Annotated in this window: 19 protein-coding genes, 1 pseudogene and 1 riboswitch; of the genes and pseudogenes, 12 read left to right on the plus strand and 8 right to left on the minus strand. The window is 63.5% G+C overall.

Annotation, left to right across the window (positions count from 1 at the left end; all coding sequences use genetic code 11):
- Positions 1 to 19 precede the first annotated feature (19 nt).
- Entirely contained in the window at positions 20 to 967 is a 948-nt protein-coding gene (gene metA / locus GJW30_RS03590) for a homoserine O-acetyltransferase MetA (RefSeq protein ID WP_096358636.1), read from the minus strand.
- A 69-nt stretch (positions 968 to 1,036) separates the two neighbouring features.
- Positions 1,037 to 1,116, minus strand: a riboswitch (SAM riboswitch).
- A gap of 128 nt (positions 1,117 to 1,244) precedes the next feature.
- Here metA and GJW30_RS03595 point away from each other — a divergent pair.
- The 6 genes from GJW30_RS03595 to GJW30_RS03620 all read left to right on the plus strand — a co-directional run bounded on the left by GJW30_RS03595 (position 1,245) and on the right by GJW30_RS03620 (position 7,078).
- Complete coding sequence (locus GJW30_RS03595; RefSeq protein ID WP_096351732.1) at positions 1,245 to 2,069, plus strand: chorismate mutase; 825 nt, start codon at positions 1,245 to 1,247, stop codon at positions 2,067 to 2,069.
- A 26-nt stretch (positions 2,070 to 2,095) separates the two neighbouring features.
- Positions 2,096 to 3,211: a histidinol-phosphate transaminase gene (gene hisC, locus GJW30_RS03600; RefSeq protein WP_096351735.1), complete on the plus strand. Its 1,116-nt coding sequence runs from the start codon at positions 2,096 to 2,098 to the stop codon at positions 3,209 to 3,211.
- Positions 3,212 to 3,225: 14 nt separating this feature from the next.
- Entirely contained in the window at positions 3,226 to 4,179 is a 954-nt protein-coding gene (locus GJW30_RS03605; protein WP_096358637.1) for a prephenate/arogenate dehydrogenase family protein, read from the plus strand.
- A gap of 3 nt (positions 4,180 to 4,182) precedes the next feature.
- Positions 4,183 to 5,076 carry an acyl-CoA thioesterase II gene (gene tesB, locus GJW30_RS03610; protein WP_096351737.1) on the plus strand — a complete coding sequence of 298 codons (894 nt, stop codon included), beginning with the start codon at positions 4,183 to 4,185 and terminating at the stop codon, positions 5,074 to 5,076.
- A gap of 267 nt (positions 5,077 to 5,343) precedes the next feature.
- Complete coding sequence (locus GJW30_RS03615; protein WP_096351739.1) at positions 5,344 to 5,682, plus strand: P-II family nitrogen regulator; 339 nt, start codon at positions 5,344 to 5,346, stop codon at positions 5,680 to 5,682.
- 73 nt (positions 5,683 to 5,755) lie between these two features.
- Positions 5,756 to 7,078, plus strand: a complete 1,323-nt coding sequence (locus tag GJW30_RS03620) for an ammonium transporter (RefSeq protein WP_096351742.1) — start codon at positions 5,756 to 5,758, stop codon at positions 7,076 to 7,078.
- A 3-nt stretch (positions 7,079 to 7,081) separates the two neighbouring features.
- Here GJW30_RS03620 and GJW30_RS03625 read toward each other — a convergent pair.
- Both GJW30_RS03625 and GJW30_RS03630 read right to left on the minus strand, forming a co-directional pair.
- Positions 7,082 to 7,515, minus strand: a pseudogene (locus GJW30_RS03625) (PIN domain-containing protein).
- The gene (locus GJW30_RS03630) at positions 7,512 to 7,778 is read right to left on the minus strand and encodes a type II toxin-antitoxin system Phd/YefM family antitoxin (protein WP_096351745.1); all 267 of its coding nucleotides are present in this window, start codon (positions 7,776 to 7,778) and stop codon (positions 7,512 to 7,514) included. Before GJW30_RS03630 ends, GJW30_RS03625 begins: the two are co-directional and overlap by 4 nt.
- 326 nt (positions 7,779 to 8,104) lie before the next feature.
- On the opposite strand from GJW30_RS03630, the gene GJW30_RS03635 reads away from it, so the two are divergent.
- Both GJW30_RS03635 and GJW30_RS03640 read left to right on the plus strand, forming a co-directional pair.
- Positions 8,105 to 8,443 carry a P-II family nitrogen regulator gene (locus GJW30_RS03635; RefSeq protein ID WP_096351748.1) on the plus strand — a complete coding sequence of 113 codons (339 nt, stop codon included), beginning with the start codon at positions 8,105 to 8,107 and terminating at the stop codon, positions 8,441 to 8,443.
- 71 nt (positions 8,444 to 8,514) lie between these two features.
- Positions 8,515 to 9,987, plus strand: coding sequence for an ammonium transporter (locus GJW30_RS03640; RefSeq protein ID WP_096351751.1), 1,473 nt, complete (start codon positions 8,515 to 8,517; stop codon positions 9,985 to 9,987).
- Positions 9,988 to 10,256: 269 nt separating this feature from the next.
- Here the strand turns inward: GJW30_RS03640 and GJW30_RS03645 are convergent, their stop codons facing one another.
- The 5 genes from GJW30_RS03645 to GJW30_RS03665 all read right to left on the minus strand — a co-directional run bounded on the left by GJW30_RS03645 (position 10,257) and on the right by GJW30_RS03665 (position 17,316).
- On the minus strand, positions 10,257 to 11,066 hold the full coding sequence (locus tag GJW30_RS03645) for an SDR family NAD(P)-dependent oxidoreductase (protein ID WP_096351754.1): 810 nt from the start codon (positions 11,064 to 11,066) through the stop codon (positions 10,257 to 10,259).
- Between the two features lie 9 nt (positions 11,067 to 11,075).
- The gene (locus GJW30_RS03650; RefSeq protein ID WP_096351757.1) at positions 11,076 to 12,593 is read right to left on the minus strand and encodes a flavin-containing monooxygenase; all 1,518 of its coding nucleotides are present in this window, start codon (positions 12,591 to 12,593) and stop codon (positions 11,076 to 11,078) included.
- A gap of 149 nt (positions 12,594 to 12,742) precedes the next feature.
- On the minus strand, positions 12,743 to 13,444 hold the full coding sequence (locus GJW30_RS03655) for an outer-membrane lipoprotein carrier protein LolA (RefSeq protein ID WP_096351759.1): 702 nt from the start codon (positions 13,442 to 13,444) through the stop codon (positions 12,743 to 12,745).
- A 165-nt stretch (positions 13,445 to 13,609) separates the two neighbouring features.
- Positions 13,610 to 16,087, minus strand: coding sequence for an FtsK/SpoIIIE family DNA translocase (locus GJW30_RS03660; protein ID WP_096351761.1), 2,478 nt, complete (start codon positions 16,085 to 16,087; stop codon positions 13,610 to 13,612).
- Between the two features lie 20 nt (positions 16,088 to 16,107).
- A complete protein-coding gene (locus GJW30_RS03665) occupies positions 16,108 to 17,316 on the minus strand; it encodes an aminotransferase class I/II-fold pyridoxal phosphate-dependent enzyme (protein ID WP_096351764.1) in 1,209 nt (402 codons plus the stop codon).
- A 160-nt stretch (positions 17,317 to 17,476) separates the two neighbouring features.
- Here GJW30_RS03665 and GJW30_RS03670 point away from each other — a divergent pair, with 160 nt between their 5' ends.
- The 4 genes from GJW30_RS03670 (at position 17,477) to GJW30_RS03685 (ending at position 24,102) form a co-directional block, all read left to right on the plus strand.
- Positions 17,477 to 18,586, plus strand: coding sequence for an alpha/beta fold hydrolase (locus GJW30_RS03670; protein ID WP_096351767.1), 1,110 nt, complete (start codon positions 17,477 to 17,479; stop codon positions 18,584 to 18,586).
- 120 nt (positions 18,587 to 18,706) lie between these two features.
- Positions 18,707 to 22,537 carry an nSTAND1 domain-containing NTPase gene (locus GJW30_RS03675; protein WP_096351770.1) on the plus strand — a complete coding sequence of 1,277 codons (3,831 nt, stop codon included), beginning with the start codon at positions 18,707 to 18,709 and terminating at the stop codon, positions 22,535 to 22,537.
- 92 nt (positions 22,538 to 22,629) lie between these two features.
- A complete protein-coding gene (locus tag GJW30_RS03680; RefSeq protein ID WP_096351773.1) occupies positions 22,630 to 23,274 on the plus strand; it encodes a glutathione S-transferase family protein in 645 nt (214 codons plus the stop codon).
- A gap of 12 nt (positions 23,275 to 23,286) precedes the next feature.
- Positions 23,287 to 24,102, plus strand: coding sequence for an exodeoxyribonuclease III (locus GJW30_RS03685; RefSeq protein WP_096351776.1), 816 nt, complete (start codon positions 23,287 to 23,289; stop codon positions 24,100 to 24,102).
- Positions 24,103 to 24,146: the final 44 nt, after the last annotated feature.

The following is a 24,146-nucleotide window of genomic DNA, read 5'->3' on the forward strand; positions in this document are numbered from 1 at the left end:
TGCGTCCTTAAAGTTGCGCTTAAGCCGCGTCCTTGCCCTCGACGGCAGGCATCCGGCCGATCTGCTCGATGTCGAACGGCGTCGTCTGATAGAGTTCGTTGATCCAGTTGCCGAACAGCAGATGGGCATGGCTGCGCCAGCGGTTTTCCGGCGGGCGCGTCGGGTCGTCCTTCGGAAAATAGTTCGCCGGCAGTGCGATCTCCTTGCCGCCCGCGACATCGCGGAAATATTCGTCGGCCAGCGACGTCGTGTCGTATTCGATGTGATTGAACATTTGCAGCGACCGATGCTTCGGATCGTCGAGCAGGCACAAACCGGCTTCGTCCGACTCCATCAGAACCTTCAGCCCGCTGCCGGACGGAATGTCCGTGCGGCGCACTTCGGTCCAGCGCGACACCGGGATCGAGAAGTCGTCCGAGAAGCCGCGCAGATAATGCGAGGCCGGCGCGAGATTTCGATGGCGATAGACGCCGAACGCTTTGCCCGGGAGCAGATACTTCGGCATGCCGTGGAAATGATGCACGGCCGCCTGCGCGCCCCAGCAGATATTGAAGCTCGAATGCACGTTCGTCTGCGTCCAGTCGAACACTTGGCACAGCTCGTCCCAATACGTGACGTCTTCGAACGGTATCGTCTCGACAGGCGCACCCGTCACGATGAAGCCGTCGAACTTCTCCGAGCGCAGATCCTGGAAGTCGCGATAGAACGAGATGATGTGATCGCTCGGCGTATTGCGCGCGACGTGATGCGTCATCTTCACGAGCGTCAGCTCGACCTGCAGCGGCGTCGAGCCGAGAAGCCGCGCAATCTGCGTCTCGGTCTTGATCTTGTTCGGCATGAGATTGAGCAGGCCGATCCGCATCGGGCGGATATCCTGCCGCACCGCATGCGCCTCGCTCATCACCATCACGCCCTCGGACGCGAGGGTCTGGCGGGCAGGAAGATCGTCCGGAATCTTGATCGGCATCGGCTCACGCAACATGTCTAGGCGCTTGCGATGCGGGCAACAAAAAACCCGGCAACGTCAGCGCCGGGTTTGAACTTAACCCCGGCCTGTTTAGCGAGTTGTTTAACGTGGCTGCAAGCCGGCCGGCTCAAATGACCACGAAGTGACATATTACGTAGAGCCGACCGGCCAAATCGTCAAGCAGAACCAGCCGCCATCGTCCGCACCGACGGTAATTTAGAACCGTTTGATTTTGCCGGCCGCTGCCCCTAATCAGGGGCGCAGCATCGAGTATGTCATGACCAAAAAGCCGCCCGCCCTCAGTGACCTGCGCCGCGAGATCGATCGGATCGACGAGGCCATGCACCGCCTGTTGATGGAGCGCGGCGACATCATCGACACCTTGATCAAGGTCAAGAACACGCAAGAGAGCGGCTCGGCGTTCCGGCCGGCCCGTGAGGCCGACATGATGCGCCGCCTCGTCGAGCGCCATAAAGGCATTCTCCCGCTCGACACCGCCGAGAGCATTTGGCGGACCATCATTTCGACCTTCACCTTCGTACAGGCGCCCTTCTCGGTGCATGCCGACATGACGCCGGGCGACGCCGCAATGCGCGATTCCGCCCGCTTCCACTTCGGTTTCACGGCGCCATTGGTGACGCATATCGGCGCGGCGGGCGCCGTCGCGGCCGTCAACGCGTCGAAAGGCGATATCGGCCTCGTCCCGGCTACCAGCGCGTCCGGTGCGTGGTGGCAGATGCTTGAGGCCGCCGACGCGCCGAAGATCATCGCGCGCCTCCCCTTCGTCGAACGCGCCGACCATCCGGCCGGCCTGCCGGTCTTCGCGATCTCGCATCCGGCCGAGGACGCGATCGTGCGGGACGTGACGGTCTGGAGCGTCCGCGTCTCCGGCTGGACGGCAGCCACCGGCGGTGCGCTCGGCCCGCTCGCCGAGGTTGTAGCCGTGCCGGACAAGACACTTGATGGCGCCGCCCTGCTCGTTTCGGTCGCGGGCGATTTCGAGCACGTCGCTTCGGCGCTCAAGAAAGCCGGCGTCACGGTGCGCTCGCACACTCTCGTCGGCAGCCACGCGACCCGCTATACGGTCGATGCCCGCGCTTGAGAGCGCCGGGTTCTCAGGAGTCGAAAATGTCTACCGCATCGCGTCCCGAACCGCGTCCCGGCGTGCTCAAGATCAACGCCTACGTGCCCGGCAAGTCGAGCGCCCCCGGCGTCGACAAGATTTTCAAGCTGTCGTCGAATGAGACGCCGCTCGGCGCGAGCCCGCATGCCATCGAAGCTTACCGCGCTCTCGCGAGCGATCTGCAGGATTACCCGGACGGGTCGTCGACGAAGCTGCGCGAGGCCATCGGCAAGGCTTACGGTCTCGACCCATCGCGCATCATTTGCGGCGCGGGTTCGGACGAACTTCTGAACCTCATTGCGCACGGCTATATCGGACCGGGCGACGAGGCGATCCACACAACGCACGGCTTCCTAGTCTACCCGATCGTCACGCTCGGCAGCGGCGGCACGCCCGTCGTTGCGGCAGAGAAGAATTTCACAGCCGACGTCGACGCGATCCTCAAATGCGTCACGCCGAAGACGCGCGTCGTCTTCCTCGCCAACCCCAACAACCCGACCGGCACTTACGTGTCGTTCGACGAGGTGAAGCGTCTGCACGCAGCGCTGCCGAAAAACGTGCTGCTCGTGCTCGACGCGGCTTACGCCGAATATGTTCGCCGCAACGATTACGAATCCGGCATCGAGCTCGTCGCGACGAGCGAGAATGTCGTGATGTGCCGCACCTTCTCGAAGATTTACGGCCTCGCGGCTTTGCGTCTCGGCTGGATGTACGGTCCGGCGCACATCGTCGACGCGCTCAACCGCATCCGCGGCCCGTTCAACGTCGGCGCACCGGCCATCGCGGCCGGCGCCGCGGCGATCGCTGACACGGCGCACGTTCAGAAATCGATCGAACACAACGAGAAGTGGCTCGCGTATCTCACCGACGAACTGACGAAGCTGGGACTCAAGGTCACGCCGAGCGTCGGCAACTTCGTGCTGATCCACTTCTCGGAGCAAGCCGGCAAGACCGCGAAGGACGCCGACGCGTATCTGACCAAGCAGGGCATCATCACGCGCCAGGTTGCTGCTTATCATTTGCCGAACGCGCTGCGCTGCTCGGTCGGCACCGAGGAAGCGAACCGTTTGGTCGTCAAACATCTCGGCGCATTTCTCGCCGGCAAAGCGAACGCCGCGTGACCATACAGAAGCCCATCTACAACCGGCTTGCGCTAATCGGCACCGGACTGATCGGCGGCTCGATCGCGCGAGCGGCGCGCGCGAGCGGCGCCGTGAAGTCGATCGTTGCGACAGCGCGCTCGCCGGAGACGCGCCGCCGCGTTGCGGAACTCGGCTTCGCGGATCAAGTCGTCGAGACCAACATCGCCGCCGTTGAAGGCGCTGATCTCGTTATCGTCTCAATCCCGGTTGGCGCATGTGGACCGGTCGCGGCCGAGATCGGGCCGTATCTCGCGCAAGGCGCGACTGTGTCGGACGTCGGCTCCGTTAAAAAGTCCGTGCTCGACGATATGGCGCCGCACCTGCCGCCGCACGTGCATTTCGTTCCGGCGCACCCGGTCGCCGGCACAGAAAATTCAGGGCCGGACGCTGGCTTCGCTGAACTCTTCGTCAATCGTTGGTGCATTCTCACGCCGCCCGAAGACGCCGACGCGAAAGCCGTCGAGAGGCTGGCCGATTTCTGGACCGCACTCGGCGCTAACGTCGAGACCATGACGGCAAGTCATCACGATTTGGTACTCGCGATCACCAGCCATCTGCCGCATCTCATTGCCTACACGATCGTCGGCACAGCCAATGAACTCGGCGAAGTCACCGAGTCCGAAGTGCTGAAATTCTCCGCCGGCGGCTTCCGCGATTTCACTCGCATAGCGGCATCCGACCCGACCATGTGGCGCGACATCTTCCTCACCAACAAGAATGCGGTGCTGGAGATGCTCGGCGAGTTCCAGGAGGATCTCTCGCAGCTGACGCGCGCGATCCGCCGCGGCGACGGCGAAGCGCTGTTCGATCACTTTACGCGCACGCGCGCGATCCGCCGCGGCATTCTGCAGATCGGTCAGGATTCGGCGGCACCCGATTTCGGCCGCGCACACGGACCGCTGCCCACGGCACCGATCCCAGCGCCGTATTCTTCAGACGCGGATTGATCGATGGACAAATTCTCCGACGAGAAGCTTTCGATCGCGGTCGCGGATCTTCTGAAGACACTCGACCTCGAACAGCTCGAGGTGAACCTCTTCCGCGGCCACTCGCCGCAAACGGGCTGGCAGCGCGTCTATGGCGGGCTCGTCATCAGCCAGGCGCTTGTCGCCGCGATGCGCACGGTCGAAGGACGTAATCCGCATTCGATGCACGCCTACTTCCTGCTCGGCGGTGATCCGAAAGTGCCGATCATCTATGACGTCGAGCGCATTCGCGACGGCGGCAGCTTCACGACCCGGCAGGTTAAGGCGATCCAGCACGGCCGCCCGATCTTCTCAATGTCGGTCTCGTTCCACAACGATGAGGAGATGCTCTCGCACCAGGCCAAAATGCCGGAGGTGCCGCAGCCCGAGAGCCTCATCAGCGAGCAACAGGTGCGCGAGCGTTTCGGCGAAAGCATGCCGGAGCCCGTGAAAGCCTACTACGACCGCCAGCGCCCGATTGAAATGCGCCCGGTGGATTTCGGCCGTTACTTCGGCAAGAAAGACCCGGAAGGCCGCTTCAACGTCTGGATCAAAGCGGTCGCGCCGCTGCCGGACGATCCCGCGATCCACCAATGCGTTCTGGCTTACGCCTCCGACATGACGCTGCTCGACACCGCGCTGGTGCCGCACGGGCGCACGTTGTTCGAGCCGCAGTTCCAAGGCGCGAGTCTCGACCACGCTCTCTGGCTGCATCGCCCCTTCCGCGCCGACGAATGGCTCCTCTATTCGCAGGACGCGCCGAACCTCAACGGCTCGCGCGGACTCTCGCGCGGATTGATCTTCCGCCGTGATGGCACCCTCGTTGCATCGGTGATGCAGGAAGGCCTGGTTCGGCTGAAGCGTGGTGAGTCGCTCTGATCATTTCATGAGCGAGTTGCCGCGCTAATTGGCGTTCTTTGCCTACAAGAGAAGCAATCGCCACAACCGCCACTCGCGAACCGCGCGAAAATCTCAACCAAATCAACGAAATGCTGATGCGGGCAGCATTTGCTGCTTGCGCGAGCAAGTGGCACGCGGCTTGATACTGCGGCTGCGGGATCAAGTCTGCCGGGGCTGATCTTCGACGCAGCCGTTCGTCTCACTGAGGCGCACGAGGCATCGCCCTGGCATGAGCGGGGTGAAGCTATGAAGTTGGTCGTTGCGGTCGTCAAACCATTCAAGCTCGAAGAAGTGCGCGATGCGCTGCAGGCGATCGGCGTCTCCGGTCTGACCGTGAGCGAGGTCAAAGGCTATGGCCGCCAGAAGGGCCACACCGAAATCTATCGTGGCGCCGAATACGCCGTGAGCTTCCTGCCGAAGGTGAAGATCGAAGTCGTCGTCGCGTCCGATCTGGCGCAGCGCGTCGTCGAGACCATCACCAAAGCCGCGAAGACGGGTCAAATCGGCGATGGCAAGATCTTCGTCATTCCGGTCGAGCACACGCTGCGCATCCGCACGGGCGAGACGAACGACGACGCGATCTAAAAAACCGCGATCTGTATAAGACCGCTCACGCAATGCCGTGAGCGGAGGTTTGGGGAAACGCCGGGGGCTACCAATGAAGAAGAGCGCATTCATGCGCCGCGGCATCGCCGTGGCGTTCGCATCGATCGCCGCGACGACGAGCGCATTCGCGCAGACACCGCCGAAGATCGACGCCGGCGACACCGCATGGATGATCGTCGCAACCGCCTTCGTCCTCATGATGACGATCCCGGGCCTCGCTCTCTTCTACACCGGCATGGTGCGCAAGAAGAACGTGCTCAACACGATGGCGATGAGCTTCGTGTCGGTCGCCCTCGTCACGTTGCTCTGGGCGATCGGCGGCTATTCCCTCGCCTTCACGGGCGATGGCGCGTGGATCGGCTCGCTCGACCGCATCTTCCTGCGCGGCATCGAGATGGAAACGATCAGCCCGCTCGCCAAGACGATCCCGGAATCGCTTTTCATGCTCTACCAAGGGACTTTCGCGATCATCACGGTCGCGCTCGTCTCCGGCGCTGTCGTCGATCGCATGCGCTTCTCGGCCTATCTGATGTTCTCGGTGCTGTGGTTCTTCATCACGTATGTGCCGCAGGCGCATTGGGTGTGGGGCGGCGGCTTCCTGCAGCAGATGGGCGTGATCGATTTTGCCGGCGGCACCGTCGTCCACATCAACGCCGGCGTGGCAGCGCTGGTCGCCGCTTACGTCATCGGCGTGCGCCGCGGCTACGGCCAGGACAACATGGCGCCCTACGATCTTTCGATGGCTGTGATCGGCACCGGCTTGTTGTGGGTCGGCTGGTTTGGCTTCAACGGCGGCTCAGCACTTGGCGCCGGCGGCCGCGCCACGATGGCGATCGTCGTCACGCATCTCGCGGCGTGCACCGGCGCTGCCGTGTGGATGGCGCTCGAATGGTATCAACGCGGCAAGCCGTCCGTTCTCGGCATGATCTCCGGCGCGATCGCGGGTCTCGGCACCATCACGCCGGCCTCCGGTTTCGTGTTGCCGTGGCACGGCGTCGTCATCGGCGCTCTGGCCGGCGTCATTTGCTACTACGCCTGCACGTGGCTCAAGCACCGCCTGCGCTACGACGACTCGCTCGACGTCTTCGGCGTCCACGGCGTTGGCGGCATTATCGGGACGATCTTCGCCGGGGTCTTCGCGACGGCCGCGCTCAGCGTCACGCCGGAAGCCGCCGGCACAGCCGGTCTCATCGAGGGCAACCCGCATCAGGTCTGGCTGCAGCTGATCGGCGTCGCCGCGACGATCGCATGGTCCGCCGTCACGACGCTGATCATCCTCAAGATCGTCGCGCTGATCGTGCCGCTGCGCGTCTCCGACGAGGAAGAACGTGCCGGCCTCGATCTCCGCCAACACGGCGAGCAGATCCACACGTAGTCGTCAGCGCTCTTCGGTTGCAGTCCAAGGATCGAGGAGCGCGACGCCGAACGGCGCGAAATCGCGCGTGTTGCGCGTCACCATCGTCAATTCGTGCTCGAGTGCGGTGGCGGCGAAGAATCCGTCCATCACCGACAGCGCAACACCGCGCCGCCGGCTGTCGGCCATGAGATCCCCCCCCGGTTCGCAATCCGGCCGTCGATGGAAAGCACGCGGTCTGCAAACCGTCCCGGCAGTTCTTCGTCCAGCCACGTCGCGAGGCTCTCGCGGCGACGCCCATCGCCCAATAAAGCGATGCCGCGCCGAAGTTCCGCGATTGTCGCGACGCTAAGGTAGACCCGATCCTCGTCGACCTCGTTGAGCCAACGGATCACCTTCGGCTCGGGCGACGGCCGGCGGACTTCCGAGATGACATTGGTGTCGAGCAGCCAGCTCACAGGCTGACGTCGCGCGGCGCGTCGCGGACGCGCTCAACATCGAGATCGGTTTCACGAAGCGGAGAGCTCAGGAAGAACTCGGCCAACGAGCCTTTCCGTTTGGTCTTTCGCTCCCATTCAGCTGTCGAGACCAGTACGGCGCTCGGCTTTCCGTTCCGCGTAATGATTTGCGGAGCGCACTGCGCGCGGTCGACGACTTCAGACAGCCGTGCCTTGGCGTCCGCGATCGACCATGCCGATGTTCGCGCAACCGTGTCGACCATGCCACAACTCCAGATAGTCATACTGACTACATCGACTATATTTCAAGCAATTGGTGTTGCAAGTAAATGAGTCACTCAACAGTGACTTGCACACATTATGTGCATATTTCTGCGCCGTTCCGGTCATTGCCGTCAAAATGGGCGAACTTCATTCGACCTGCACCCCGGCGAGCGATGATGCAACGATCCGTCCAGCCATAACTATAAGTTAAATCAATAACTTATTGCATCGCGCACGCGACTGGCACGCGCCTTGAAAAGGCTTTGGCCGCCATACCTCTGCCACACTTTCTGCCGGGCTCGACCGGCGTAGCCAGGACAAGAACATGAAACTTGTTGTCGCGATTATTAAACCCTTCAAGCTCGACGAGGTCCGCGATGCCCTCACCTCACTGGGCGTGCACGGATTGACTGTGAGCGAAGTGAAGGGATACGGCCGCCAGCGCGGACACACGGAAATTTACCGTGGCGCCGAATACGCCGTGAGCTTCCTCCCCAAAATCAAGATCGAAGTCGCTGTCGCGTCCGAGCAGGTCGACCGCGTGATCGAAGCGATCACGGGTGCTGCCAAGACCGGCCAGATCGGCGACGGCAAGATCTTCACCCTCCCGCTCGAGCACGCCGTGCGTATCCGCACCGGCGAGGCTGACGGCGCCGCCCTCTAAGAAAACCTCTTACCGGCTTTCGTCCGCTCAACGACGGCAAGCCGCCAGAAATCAACCAGGAGTCCTAGAAAATGAAGTCGACGAGGCTTTCTCACCTGCGGAAGGGCGGCGGCATTCTTGCCGGCGTGGCCGCATCCCTGCTGGCGGCGGCGCCAGCGTTCGCACAGGCGGCGGCAGAGCCGACGGTCAACAAGGGCGATACCGCCTGGATGATCGTCGCAACGGTCCTCGTTCTGCTCATGACGATCCCGGGCCTGGCTCTGTTCTACGGCGGCCTCGTGCGCGCCAAGAACATGCTCTCGGTGCTGATGCACGTTTTCTACTGCGTCTGCGTCGTCACGCTGATCTGGGTGATCTACGGTTACAGCCTCGCCTTCACGGGCGGTTCTTCGCTGATCGGCGGCTTCTCCAAGGCGTTCATGGCCGGCATCACGCCGGAATCGAAAGCCGCGACCTTCACGGTCGGCGTCGCCATTCCGGAATACGTCTACCTCGCCTTCCAGATGACCTTCGCGTGCATCACGCCCGCGCTGATCGTCGGCGCCTTCGCGGAGCGCATGCGCTTTGCGGCAGTCGTCCTCTTCGTGCCGCTCTGGGTGACCTTCGTGTACTTCCCGATCGCGCACATGGTTTGGTACTGGGCCGGCCCGGACGCCATCGACGCTGCCGCGAAGGTTCTCGCTGCTGCGACCGACGAAGCTGCCAAGACCGCCGCTCAGGCGAAGCTTGACGAAGTCAACGCAGACTCCGGATTGATCTTCCAGTTCGGCGCTCTCGACTTCGCAGGCGGCACCGTCGTCCACATCAACGCGGGTCTTGCCGGTCTGATCGGCGCCCTCATCGTCGGCAAGCGTATCGGCTACGGCAAAGAGCTGCTCTCGCCGCACTCGCTCACGCTCACGATGGTCGGCGCAGCCCTTCTCTGGGTCGGCTGGTTCGGCTTCAACGCCGGCTCCAACCTGGAAGCTGCGGGTGGCGCACTGGTCGCGATGATCAACACCTTCGTCGCAACCGCTGCTGCGGCTCTCGCCTGGATGTTCGTCGAATGGGCCGCGAAGGGTAAGCCCTCGCTGCTCGGCGTTCTCTCGGGTGCCGTTGCCGGTCTCGTCGCTGTAACGCCGGCCTCCGGCTTTGCGGGTCCGATGGGCTCGATCGTCCTCGGCCTCGTCGCCGGCGCAGTCTGCTTCTTCTTCTGCACCACGGTGAAGAACGCATTCGGCTACGACGACTCGCTCGACGTCTTCGGCGTCCACTGTGTCGGCGGCATCGTCGGCGCGATCCTGACCGGCGTGCTGGTCAGCCCGTCGCTCGGTGGCACCGGCGTCGTCGATTACGCAGCCGGCGGCAAGATCGCCGAATACGTGATGTCGACCCAGGTCATCGCACAGCTCAAGGCCGTCGGCGTGACGATCCTGTGGAGCGGTATCGGCTCCGCGATCATCTTCAAGGTCGTCGACCTCATGGTCGGTCTCCGTGCAACGCCGGAAGCCGAGCGCGAAGGCCTCGACCTCACGGATCACGGCGAACGCGCTTACACGAGCTAATCGATTACGGCGGGGGTTCGCGCCCCCGCTGGTCGGCCCGAAACCTGCATAGCTTTTCGGACCGACAACGAGACAACGGTTTCGGCGAATACCCGGCACCGCCGCAGCCGTTCGGGAGGCCTTGAGGGTGACCTCAGGGCCTCTCTCTTTTTGTGGGACGGGATCCAATAAGCGTTCGTCATGGCCCGGCTTGTCCGGGCCATCCACGTCTTACTTTCTTGCGAAAATCAGCGAACTCACCGCATGAAGCGGGCCAGGACGCCGGATAACTACCGCGACAGCAGCCGGTTGATCAGCTTCCAGTTTCGCACCGGCATCAGTCGCTCGATCAGCGACAGAACCTTCGCGTCGGTGCCGACCAGGATGCGCTCGGCGTTACGCTCGATACCTTTCGCGATGATCTCGCCTGCCTCAGCGGGCGGCATCTTGAGCATCTTGCGCGCACGCTCTTTGCGCACCGCCGCTTCTTCGGCCGAAATCAAATCCGACATTCGCGCTTGCTCGGCGATCTGCGTCGCGATGCCGCCCGGATGCACGACCGAAACGCCGATCGTGCTGCCGGCAAGTTCCTCGCGCAGCGCATTGGAAAATCCACGCACGGCGAACTTCGCGGCCGAATAAGCCGTCTGCCCCGGCGGCGCGATGATGCCGTAGATGCTCGACACGTTGACGATCCGCGCCTCATTGCTTTTGCGCAGCTCCGGCATAAACGCGCGCGTCATCCGTACGACGCCCGAGAAATTGATCTCGAATAGCCAGTCGAAATCCTCTTCGCGCGTCTGCTCGAAACTACCGCCAAGCGCGACGCCCGCATTGTTCATCAGCACATCGACGCCCGGATGCGCTTTGAGCACCTCGGCAGGGAACGCCGCCACCGCATCGCGATCCGCGACGTCAAGACGATGCTGACTAACGCGCACGCGATTCGACGCGATCATACGCTCGGTCTCGTCGAGCTTGTCGGCGTTGATGTCTACGAGCGCAACGTGACAGCCGCGCCGTGCGAGTGAAACCGCGGTCGCCTGCCCGATACCGCTCGCCGCGCCCGTGATGACGGCCGTCTTATCGTTGAGATTCATGCGGAGGTTCTATCGCGCAGCACGCGGCGTGAAGACGAGCGCCGCATCATCAACCTTGCCGAAGCGGAACTCGAAAACGTCGAGCATGTAATTGTGGTTCGCCTTCCAGGGAGCTTCCGCGCCTTGCTTCGGCATCAGATGCATCGAGCGCTTGATGTAGCCTGACTGCAGCGGCAGCATCGCGGCCGCGTCGTCCACGATCGGCATCTCGCGCGGCATGACCGCAGCATAGCCACGCGCGTCCATGTGATTGAGCAAGCGGCAAAGATACGCCGACGACAGATCCGCCTTCAGCGTCCACGACGCATTCGCATACCCGAACGCAAGCGCGAGATTGGGAATGCCCGAGAACATCGCGCCCTTGAAGCTGACCGTTTTGCCGAGCTCGACCGGCTTGCCGTCGACCGTGAGCTGCATCCCGCCGAGCAGCTGCACATTGAGGCCGGTCGCCGTCACGATAATGTCGGCCGGAATCTCTTTTCCCGACGCGAGCTTCAGACCGGTGGGCATGAACGTCTCGATCGTGTCGGTCTCGATCGCGGCCTTGCCGTCGCGGATCACACGGAAAAGATCGCCGTCCGGCACCAGACACAGGCGCTCGTCCCACGGGTTGTAACGCGGCGTCAGATGCTTCGCGACGTCGTAACCTTCCGGCAGCTGCTGCTTGGCGAGATGGATCAGCGCGCCCTTCGCGAAGGCCGGCTTCTTCCGCATCATGCGATAGTAATACTGCTGGCGCGCGACGTTCTTCCACTTCGTCAGCGATCCGGCGATCCGCCGCGGCAGAACGCGATTGAGGAAATTCGCGATCGCGTCCTCGGCCGGACGCGCGATGATGTAGGTCGGCGAACGCTGGAGCATGGTCACATGCGCGGCCTTCTCGCTCATTGCCGGCACGAGCGTCACGGCGGTTGCGCCCGATCCGATCACGACGACGCGCTTGCCGGTGTAATCGAGTTCCTCCGGCCACTTCTGCGGATGCGCGATCGTCCCCGCGAACGTATCCATCCCGGGCCATCCCGGCATGTAGCCGCCCGCGTAGTCGTAATAGCCGCTGCAGCAATAGAGGAAGTTGCACGAGAAGGTCTTCGCGCCGTCCGCCGTCTCGACCGTGAGCGTCCACGCCGCATCGGCAGACGACCAATCGGCCTTCACGACGCGGTGGCCGAAGCGGATTTTCTTGTCGATGCCGTAGACCTCGGCGGTTTCGCGAACGTAATCGCGGATCGACGGACCGTCCGCGATAGCCTTCTCGCCGTTCCACGGCCGGAAGTTGAAGCCGAGCGTGTGCATATCCGAGTCGGATCGGATGCCCGGATAACGGAACAGGTCCCACGTGCCGCCAATCGCATCGCGTCCTTCGAGGATAGCGAAGGTCCGCTGCGGACATTTGCTCTGGAGATTGTACGCGGCCCCGATACCGGAGAGACCAGCGCCCACCACGATGACATCGAAGTGTGTGGAGCCGCTCCGGGCCGGCGAAACCGGCTGCGCAGAAGCTTGGTCGACAACGACAGCTTGGTTCATGCGGAGGTTGTGCGCCCGCCGGGGAAAACCGTCAATCGCTTTCGTTCTGCCTGATGGAAGGCCTACGTCAACCTGGGCGCGCTTGCCCCGTCATGGTGAGGAGCGGCGAAGCCGCGTCTCGAAGGATGACGGATCGACGTTTTGCCGGATCAATTCCGGAACGTCTCGTAATTGATGCGGAACAAGCCCGGATCCGGACGCTTGCTGGCGTCGAGATTATACAGCGCGACCGTGGTGTCGTAGCCCTGCGGGTCCGTCACGGTCCACTGCTTGAGCTGCGTGTCCTTCGGGTTGAACATCAGCTGCAGGCGATGCGTGCCACCGAGCGTGTTCTTCTCGTCGACCACCACCGTGACGAATTGATCGTCCTGATAGACGTTGACGATATTGCCTTCGCGTAAGAGATCGATCTTCTCGGACAGCAGGAAGCGCAGCGGCGTCTGCGAGACGAGCAACAAGTCTTGCGTTGCCAGTTTGCGATCGCGAATCGCCACCGACTTGCCGTCGGCGACGAGTTCGAGCGGATTCGGCAGGCTGTATTCGAAGCGGACGCGGCCCGGCTTCTGCAGATAGAACTTGCCGTCGCTACGGCGACCATCCGGCCCGACTTGAACGAAATCGCCGATCAGCGTCTGCACGCTGCTCATATAGGTGTTGATGCGCTCGACCATTTGACGTTGCGCGGCGTCGAGCGTTCCGGCCTTTGCGGTACGCTGATTGCGCGGCGTAGCGGGCAGCGGGAGGCCTTGAGCGACGACGGATGGTTCTGGATTTCCAGCGGCCTGAGCGTGAGCCGCAAACGGCAGTGCCGAAAAGCTCAGTGCGACGGCGAGGCCAACAGTCTTACGCATTATCTCTCCGTACCCCGGCAAAGCCGGATCCCCCACCTTCAAAACCAAAGGCGTCGTGTATTCTGGACGACTTTTGTTTCAGCCTGTTTTCTACACCGTGCGTTATGGCGATTTCGCGGCTGCCGTACAAATCTGGCACAGAATTCCGGTGAGATCACGTCCACCTCACGCGTTATTGTCATTCCCGATGAGGATTTCGCGTTTTCCGGCGTGATTTGCCTGACCGACGACGCCTTCCTTCTCCATCCGCTCCATCAGCGATGCAGCCTTGTTGTAGCCGATCTGCAGGCGCCGCTGGATGTAGCTGGTCGATGCCTTCTGATCGCGAACGACGATCTGCACGGCCTGGCTGAAGAGGTCGCCGCCCTCATCGCCACCGCCCATGCCGGTCGCGTCGAACACCGGATTGTCCTCGTCTTCTTCGAGCGATGCCGTGACGGCTTCGAGATATTGCGGCGCACCTTGCGACTTGAGGTGACGCACGACTTTCTCAACTTCTTCATCCGAGCAGAACGGTCCGTGCACACGGCTGATGCGTCCGCCGCCCGCCATGTAGAGCATGTCGCCCTGGCCGAGCAGTTGCTCGGCACCTTGCTCGCCGAGAATCGTGCGGCTGTCGATTTTCGACGTGACCTGGAAGGAGATACGGGTCGGGAAGTTCGCCTTGATCGTGCCCGTGATGACGTCGACGGACGGGCGCTGCGTCGCGAGCACGACGTGGATGCCGGCCGCACGCGCCATCTGCGCAAGGCGCTGGATCGCGCCTTCGATATCCTTGCCGGCGACCATCATCAGGTCGGCCATTTCGTCGACGATGACGACGATCAGCGGCAACGGCTCGAGCTCGAGCATCTCCTCTTCGTAGATCGCCTGACCGCTTTCCTTGTCGTAACCGGTATGCACCGAGCGCGTCAGCGTCTCGCCCTTCTGCTTCGCTTCGGCGACCCGCACGTTGTAGCCATCGATGTTGCGCACACCGATCTTCGACATCTTGCGGTAGCGGTCTTCCATCTCGCGCACCGCCCATTTGAGCGCGGTGACGGCCTTCTTCGGATCGGTGACGACAGGCGTCAGCAGGTGCGGGATGCCCTCGTAAACCGAGAGTTCCAGCATCTTCGGGTCGATCATGATCAAACGGCACTGCTCGGGCTTGAGCCGGTACAGCAACGACAGGATCATCGTATTGATGGCGACCGACTTACCGGAGCCGGTGGTGCCGGCGATCAGCAAGTGCGGCATGCGCGCGAGGTCGACGATCACGGGCTCGCCGCCGATCGTCTTACCGAGACAGATCGCCAGCTTGTGCGGGCCATTTGTGTAATCCTCGGCGGTCAGCAGTTCGCGGAAGGACACCTTCTCGCGCTTCGCATTCGGCAATTCGATGCCGATCGCGTTGCGGCCCTGCACGACCGCGACACGCGCCGACACCGCGCTCATCGAGCGCGCGATATCGTCGGCGAGGCCGATCACGCGGGAAGATTTGATGCCCGGCGCGGGCTCGAGCTCATACAGCGTGACGACGGGACCCGGCCGCGCATTGATGATCTCGCCGCGCACGCCGAAGTCGACCAGCACGCCTTCGAGCGCGGTCGCATTCGCTTCGAGTTGATCCGAAGAGAGCGACACCTTCTCCTTCACGGGTGGCGCCAGCAGATTCAGCGACGGCAGTTCGTATTTATCGCCACGCTTGCTCGCCTTGACGGGCTTTGCTTTCTTCGGCGCGGCACGAACCGGTGCCTCGTCTTCCTCGTCCTCGTCTTCTTCCTCTTCGTAATCTTCTGCCGGTTGCAGACGGCCGGCCGCATGCGCCGGCAGCTCGACCGGCGGCGCATCGCGCCAGCGTGGTTCGACGCGCTCGCCACGCCGAGCCGGCGCGAGCGAAGCGCTCTCGCGGTTCGTCCAGCGATTGAGCAAGAACGAGAAGGTTCGCCCAATACGCGCCTTCGCACTCAGGAAAGCATGCCCGATGAGGCCGAGCAGCGGCGTGCGCTGGCGTTCGTCCTCTTCGACGCCCGAGTCGTCGTAATCCTCTTCTTCCTCTTCGGCTTCGACGTCCTGTTCGCCATGCGCGCGGAACATGAGGCCGACCGAGATCAGGAACGCCACGAATGCGATAGTCCCGGCCGCGCCCACGATGATGAACCGCTCGGTCGATGACAGCGATCCACCGAACGCAAACTGAGCGAGCCGCAGCAACGCATCGCCGAGCGTTCCGCCGAGCCCGGTCGGCAACGGCCAACCCGCAGGCACCCGCGTCGCCGACAGCGTCAGCGCAATCGCGATCAGCGCGACCAGCCAGAATGAAATGCGCAACTTTTCGCGGTGCAATGGCCGGTTACTGGCCAGCTGCCAGCCCCAAATCGCCACCGGCAACAGTAGCACGATCGAGGCAAGCCCGGTCAGCTGCATCATCAGGTCCGCGATGATCGCGCCCGGATAGCCGAGAAGGTTGGTCGCCGCCGCTTTGGTAGCGTGCGTGAGGCTCGGGTCTTTGACCGACCACGTCGCAAGCGCAACGCCGACCATCCCGGTGACGCCGAGCAGGCCGAGACCGGTGAGCAAGCGCGCGCGACGGCCGATCGCTTCACGCAGATCGTCCGAGAGGAACGCCGTAGGATCGATGCTGCGCCAGAACGTTGCCATACGCTACTCGTTTGCCATTTTCATTGTTCGAGCACCGCGACGAGGCGATGCAGCGCCTCCGCCGTGATCTCACGATTCTGAACCATCGCGATGCGAAGATACCCGTCGCCCGGATTACTTCCGTCAGCACCCGCACGCGCGAGATAACTTCCCGGCACGACGCGCACGCCGGCCTCGCGCCACAAGCGCAGCGCCGCTTCCGGATCGCTGCAGACTTTCGACACATCGAGCCACAGGAAGAAGCCGCCGGCCGGGCGCTTGTAGCCGAAGCGATCGCCGATGATCTGATCGGCGAGATCGAACTTCGCCGCATACATCGCGCGGTTCTCGATCACGTGGGCTTCGTCGTTGTAAGCCGCGATCGCCACTTCCTGTGCGGGCAGCGGCACCTGCGGTGCCGAGACGGTGCGCAGATCGAGATACGGCTTGATGAAGGCCGCATCGCCGGCCGCAAAACCGACGCGCAAACCCGCAAGGCTCGAACGCTTCGACAGAGAGTGGAAGACGACGACGTTGGAGAAATCGTCGCCCGTCACCTGCAGCATGCCGGGCGGCGACACCTGCGTGTAGATCTCCGAATAGCACTCGTCGGCGAACAGCATGAAGCCGTGCCGGCGCGCCATCCCGATCAATCGCGTGAGATAGGCGCGATCCGCCACCGCGCCTTGCGGGTTGGCGGGCGAGGCGAGGAAAAACGCGACGGTGCGCGCGAGCAACTCATCGCTCAGCGAGTCGAGATCGGGGAGAAAGCCGGAAGCCGCAGTCGCCGGCATGTAGACCGGCTCGCAATCGGCTGCGACGGCGGCCGCCGAATAGACGGCGTAAAACGGGTTCGGCACCAGCACGGCGGGTTTGCCGGCACGCGGCTTCACATGCCGCTTCGCGGCCGTGACAGCGAGGAAAAGGCCTTCGCGCGTGCCGGACAGCACGACGACTTCCTTCACGGGATCGACCGGCCGCGAAGGATTGAAACGGCGGTTCAGCCAACCGGCGGCCGCCTCGCAAAAGCGGTTAGAGCCCTTGTTCGGCGGATACTTGCCGAAATCCGCCAGATTGGCCTGCAGGATCGGCCCGACGAAGGACGGGATCGGATGCTGCGGCTCGCCCACCGCGAGGCTGATCGGCGGCTTACCGGGTTCGACACCCTCAAGCAAATCCGTCAGCCGCACGAACGGAGAGCGCGTGTCGGCAGCGGGCATCGATTTCAAAGCGGGTGCGGCGGGGCTCATGGGCAGCTTTCATAGTTAAGACGCTGAGGTTAAGGCGCGTTTAACCATCGACCGGCGGCCGAGCAAACTTGTCCCCGCATCAACGGATTTCGGCGCCCTTGTCCGGGCCGCGAACTTCCCGTTAGCCTTGGCGGATAACAAACAGCGCGGGGGAAACGAAATGCTGCGCACCATCACGCTCGCGGCCGCACTTGTCGGGATGCTTCTCGGACCGGCTTTCGCCCATCGTCCCGACCAGGCGCCGCATCAGCTCTTCCGCATCGGCGACCTGCCGCTCGAAGGCGGTGAGACGATCAAGGACTTTGCGATCTCCTACGTTACGCACGGCACGCTGAACGCCAAGAAGTCCAATGCAATCCTGATGGTGACGGCGATCAGCGGCAATCATCACCGCCTCGACTTCCTGATCGGTCCCGGCAAGGCGCTCGACACCGACAAGTATTTCATCATCTGCACGGACGCGATCGGCAACGGACTCACCACTTCGCCGTCGAATTCCACCGCGCAGCCGCGCATGAAGTTTCCGAAATTTCTCATCCGCGACATGGTGACGTCGCAGAAAAAGCTGCTCGACCATCTGGGCATCAATCACGTCGTCGCAGTGATCGGACCGTCGATGGGCGGGATGCAGGTGCTGCAATGGGGCGTCAGCCATCCGAACATGATGGACAGCCTGATCGCGCTGGTGCCGCTCGCGAAGACGCCGGCTTGGACCGTCGCGGTGCTCGATGCGAGCCGCAAGGCGATCATGCTCGATCCGGCCTGGAAGGACGGCAACTACGAAGCACCACCCGAAAACGGCATCCGCCTCTATCGCGACATCCTGAGCTTCCTCGCCGCGCGCAGCCCGGAAATGTATCGCGACCAATTCAAGAACAACGGCATGGACGTGCTGCCGTGGCTCAAGGAGCAGGAGACAGCGCTCATCAAAGCCTTCGACGCCAACGATTGGATCTATCAGACCTGGGCTTACGAGCGGCACGATGTCGGCACCACACCGGGCCACAACGGCGATCTCGAAAAAGCCCTCGGCGCCATCAAGGCGAAGACACTGATCCTCAACGGCACCAAGGATCTCTTGAACCCCGAATACGAGCCGGAAGCCGCCGCAAAATTTATCAAGGACGTGAAGGTCGGCACCATCAGCCCCGGCAGCGTGACGGGTCACGCATCGGCGGGCGGCGGCATTCCGGCCGACGTCGAGTTCCTCAATCGCGAGATCATGTCGTTCCTCAACGTCGTGACGGACAACGGAAAAAAGCTGCAATGACACACGGCCGCAAGAAAAGCGGCCACCGTGATCCCCCGCGCGGGCCGCGATACCGCCTCACAACGGCCATCTCGGCTCGCGAACAACGCGGCAATCGAGTAGACCGCCGAAGAGGTTTCCGTGCGCCGCATCCGTGTCTTCGTTTCTTCTCCGGGTGATGCCCGCTTTGAGCGGGCGCGTCTTGCGCGCGTCATCGAACGGCTGAACGGCGAGTTCCGCGGCGTCGCGCAGCTCGAACCGATCCGTTGGGAAACCGAGTTCTACAAAGCGCACGACACCTTCCAGGCGCAAATCCCGGAATCCGCCGCCTGCGACATGGTCATCGCGGTGTTTCGCTCGCGCCTCGGCACGGAACTGCCCCCGAGCTTTCCGCCCGACGCCGAAGGCCGCGCGTATCCGAGCGGCACCGCTTATGAGGTGCTGTCCGCGATTCACGCGGCGCGCCAGCACGGCCACCCGGACGTCTACGTCTTCCGCGCCACCGAACCGCCGGTCGTCAAACTCGAAGACCCCGAGCGTTCGCAAATCGAATCGCAGTGGGAGCGGCTCAAGCAGTTCTTCGACGACTGGTTCATCAGTCCCGAAGGCCAGTTCATCGCGGCCCTGCAAACCTTCAACAGCACCGACGATTTCGAGGAACAGGCCGAGCGGCTGCTGCGCAAGTGGCTAGAAGAAAAAGTGCTGCGCGGGCGTTCGGTCGTTTGGCCCGCCGATATCAAAGGCTCGCCGTTCCGCGGCCTCGCCGCCTTCGGCTACAAGCACGCCTCTGTTTTCTTCGGCCGCAACCGCGACATCGCGAAGACCGTCGACCGCTTCAAAGACGCGAGCGAGAAGGGCTGCGCGTTCCTGCTGCTCAACGGCGCCAGCGGCTCCGGCAAATCATCGCTCGCTCGCGCGGGCCTCGTGCCGCGTCTCACGGCGCCGGGCGTCGTGCCGCAAGTCGATCATTGGCGCGTTGCCAGTATGCGCGTCGGCGAGGTCGGCGGCGATCCGACGCTCAGCCTCGCGCGGCGTTTGTTCGATCGCGCCGACGATCTGCCGGACGACGAACGCGGCCGGCCCGCCGCGCTGCCCGAGCTGAGCGCCACCGACTTCCGCACGCCCGAAGACCTCGCCAGCCTCTTGCGCCACGCCGACCCGACCGCACTACGGCCGATCATCGGTGCGCTCGATACGATCTCGCGCGAGGTGCAGGTCCGCGAGGGTTATCAACGCGCCGCCCGTGCCGACTTACTGCTGCTCGTCGACCAGCTCGACGATATTTTCAGCGCTGACACCACCGAGCAGGAACGCACGCGCTTCATCACGCTGCTCGATCTGCTCGCTCGCTCCGGCCGCGTCTGGGTCATTGCGACGTTACGCGCCGATCTCTACGAGCAGCTGCTCAACGAGCCGGACCTCCGCACACTGAAGGAGGCCGGCGCGTCCTACGATCTTGCCGCCCCGCAAGCCGCGGAGCTTGCCGAGATCGTGCGCGCGCCCGCGCAAGCCGCCGACCTCACCTACGAGACGGACCCGGCAAGCGGCGAACCTCTCGACGAGCGCCTTCTAAAAGACGCCGACCGGCCGGACCTGTTGCCGCTGCTGCAATTCACGCTGAACCAGCTATTCGAGGCGCGCGAGTCGAACGGCAGCCAGACGCTGCTGACGTTCAAGGCCTATCGCGCACTTGGCGGCCTCGAAGGCGCTGTCGACAAGGAAGCCGAACGCGCGATCGCAGGCCTTTCGGAAACGGATCGCGCGCGATTGCCGCGGCTCCTCCGCCAGCTCGCGATTCCCGCCGCCGCCGGCAGCGCAAGTCTCGACATCCGCTCGGTCCCGCGCAGCGAAGCGGCCTACGACGAAGCCTCGGCCAATCTCGTCCGCGCGCTCGTCGACGCCCGCATTCTCCTCGCTTCCGGCGAATCCGCTGAGGCTACGGTCCGCCTCGCCCATGCACGCGTGCTGCAAAGCTGGAAGCGCGCCAGCGCCATCGTCGCCGAGAATGCCGACTTCTACCGCATCCGCGCCGACGTCGAGGGACAGCGTGACCGCTGGCAGAAAGCCGGAAAATCGCGCGATCTCCTCGTCGGCGCCGGCCTCCCGCTCGCCGAAGCCGAGCAGATCGTCAAAACCTACGGGGACGAACTGCCCTCCGAGACGAAGCAATACGTTGCCGCCTCCGGCAGCCGCGCGCGGCTGCGCCAGCGTGCTGTCGCTGCGGCCGCAATAGTCTTCGCTTGCGTCGCGGCGCTTGCCGGCTGGCAGTGGGTCGAAGCTTCGCGCAACGCGCAAATCGCCCGTGCCGAGAAGGCCCGCGCCGAAGCGAACTTCACGGCCGCGAAGGGCACCGTCGACGGTCTCATCTTCGACATCGCGATTGGCCTCGAAAATCTCGAAGGCGTGCGCGGCGAAGCCGTGCAGAAGATACTCGAGACCGTCCGCAAGACGATCGACACCCTCGTCGCCACCGCACCGAACGACGCGGACCTGCAGCGCAGCCGCGCTGCCATGCTGCTGCGCTTCTCGGAGATCTACACGCGCACCGGCGATGCGAAGCGCGCGATGGACTCGCTGCAGGAAGCCCTCGCGATTGTCCGCAAGTTGCTCACCATCGACCCGAAACGCCCACTGTGGCTGCGTGATCAAATCGTGATCTTCGAGCGCATCGCGATCCTCACCGGACAAATGGGCAATGCAGCCGAGTCCGAACGGCTGCAGGACGAAAGCCTCGTCACGCTGCGCAAGTTGATCGCGGACAATCCTGACAGCGTCGACCTGCAGCGCGACCTGATGGTCACGCTCAAGCGCACCGGTCAGCGCAAGCTTTCGGCCGGCAATCTCGCCGCCGCGCAAACAGATTTTGCCGAAGCGTTGAAAACGATCCGCGCTCTCGTCGCGCGCGACGCTAACAACGCGCAATGGCAGAACGATCTTGCCGATACGCTTGTCGCATTCTCCGATGGGCAAACGGCCGCAGGCGACAACGCCGGCGCGATCACGTCGCTGGAGGAAGCGCTCACCGTCTCGCGGGCGCTCGTCGCGCGCGACAACACCAACATCAAATGGGCGCGCGATCTGACGCTGGTGCTCGAACGGCTCGGCGACACCAAGGCGATGGCCTTCGACCCAAAAGGCGCGTTGCCGTATTACGAAGAGGCCGTGCAGATCAGCCGCCGCAACGCGGCGCTCGATCCGAACGACCTCAACCGCCGCCGCGATCTCGCCACCGGCCTCACCAAGATTGCCGGCGCCAGAATGCTGGCGCAGGAGTTCGCCGCCGCGCAGGTGCTCGCCGACGAGGCGCTCGAAGTCGCACGCGATCTCGCCAAACGCGATCCCGACAACGCGCAGCGCCTGCGCGATTTGTCGAAGGCGCTGCAATTCGCCGCCACGATCCGCTACTTCCAGGACAAGGTCGCCGAATCCGAAGTGCTCTCGCAGGAAGCGCTCGAAGTGACGCGCCGCCTCGTGACGATGGCGCCGAACGATATCGAACTCCTGCGCGATCTCTCCGGCGCGCTTCGCCGTATCGCGGACGCGCGCGCCAAACGCGGCGATTATCCGGGCGCCATTCAGGGCTACGAAGAGACGCTCGTCGTTGCCCGCCGCGTGGCCGCGCAGGATCGCGGTGACGGCGTCTGGCTGCGCGATCTCACCTTGACGCTGAGCCTGATGGCCACCGCAAAGGAGAAAGCCGGTGACCGCGAAGGCCTCCACGCCGTCAACCGCGAGCGCATCGAGAATATCCGCAAGCTGCTCGCCCGCGCGCCGCTCAAGAATGACGTGATCGACGCCGCGCTCGCGCTTTACGGCCTCTTCTCTTCCGGCGGAACCGAAGCGGAGAAACGCGCCTGGCTGGAGGAGGCGCTCGGATTGCTCGATGGCCTGGAACGCGGCGGCCAGTCGGATGCCAACGTCAAGGGGATGCAGACCGCGCTGCGCAAGATGATCGAGGGCCTGCCGAAGTAGTTTAGCAGCGCTTGACGGTGGTTCGGCGCAGGCGCACAAACCCGCTCCATCCTCGACAACAAGACGCGGCACGCGCCACCCGGAGCATTTCCATGTCCAGCATCAAGTTCTTCTATTCGCCCGGCTCGTGCGCCCTCGCCTCGCATATCGCGCTGGAAGAATCCGGGCTCGGCTTCGACCCGGCGCTGATCGCGCTCGCGAAGGGCGAGCAGAAGACGCCGGAATATCTCAAGATCAATCCGAAGGGCCGAGTCCCGGCGATCCAGGACGGCGACTTCACGCTGACCGAGAACCCCGCGATCCTGCGCTATGTCGCGCGCAAGGCACCGGCCGCGAAGCTGTGGCCGGACGATCCCATCGAGGAGGCGCGCTGCACCGAATGGCTCGCCTTCATCTCGTCGACCGTGCACATCACATACGCGCATATCCGCCGCCCCGAACGCTATGCTAGCGATCCGAAGTCGCTCGAGGACGTCATCGCGACGGGCCGCGAGACCGCGCGCGACGTCTGGGCGATGATCGAAAAGAAGATCGCCGCGCACCCTTGGGCTGCCGGCGAGACCTATTCGGTCGCCGACGCCTACGCTTTCGTCTTCTGGACGTGGGGCCGCGGGCCGGTCCTGCAGTACGACATGGCGAAGGACTATCCGGCCTACACGGCGCATGCGCGCAAGATGTGGGAGCGTCCGGCCGTCAAGCGCGCGATGGAGCGTGAAAGCCTCAAGCCCGTCGCGTAACTGCGGCAAGCGATGCTCCGCGTCACGACCTGGAACATCAACTCGGTGCGCTTTCGCATCGACCTCGTCGCCAAGTTTCTTAAAGCGGCGAGGCCGGATGTTCTGTGTCTGCAGGAGACCAAGTGCCCGGACGAAGTGTTTCCGATGAAGCGCTTCCGCTGTCTCGGCTACGAGCATGCCGCGCTGAATGGACAGAAGGGCTACCACGGCGTCGCGATCCTCTCGCGATTGCCGTTCGAAGCGCCGCACACGATCGAAAGCTTCTGCGGCAAGAGCGATTGCCGCCACATCGCGGTGACCTTCGGCGAGCGCGCCGGTTTCGCCGATCCGATCACGGTCAACAACTTCTACGTGCCGGCCGGCGGCGACATTCCCGATCCCGAAGCCAATCCGAAATTCGCACATAAGCTCTCGTTTCTCGATGAGTTGCGCGATCACCCGCGCCTGCACCCGGCGCAGAACGCGCGCGCGATCCTTGTCGGCGATCTCAACGTCGCTCCGCTTGAACACGACGTGTGGAGCCACAAGCAGATGCTGCGCATCGTCTCGCACACGCCGATCGAGTGCGAGAAGCTGATTGCTGCGCAGCATGCGGGCGGCTGGGTCGACGCGATGCGCGCGCAGACGCCGGAGCCCGCGAAGCTGTACACGTGGTGGAGTTATCGCTCGCCAGATTGGGCGACCGCCGACAAAGGCCGCCGCCTCGATCACTTTTGGACGAGCCCCGCGCTCGCCGACCGTGTCTCTTTGATTGAGATTCTGAAAGCCGCCCGCAGCTGGACGCGCCCGTCCGACCACGTTCCGGTCACGGCGACGATTGACGTCTGAGCGTCGCAACAATTCTCCGCTCATACCCGCGAAAGCGGGTATCC

It is taken from the genome of Variibacter gotjawalensis, assembly GCF_002355335.1.
Classification (GTDB): domain Bacteria; phylum Pseudomonadota; class Alphaproteobacteria; order Rhizobiales; family Xanthobacteraceae; genus Variibacter; species Variibacter gotjawalensis.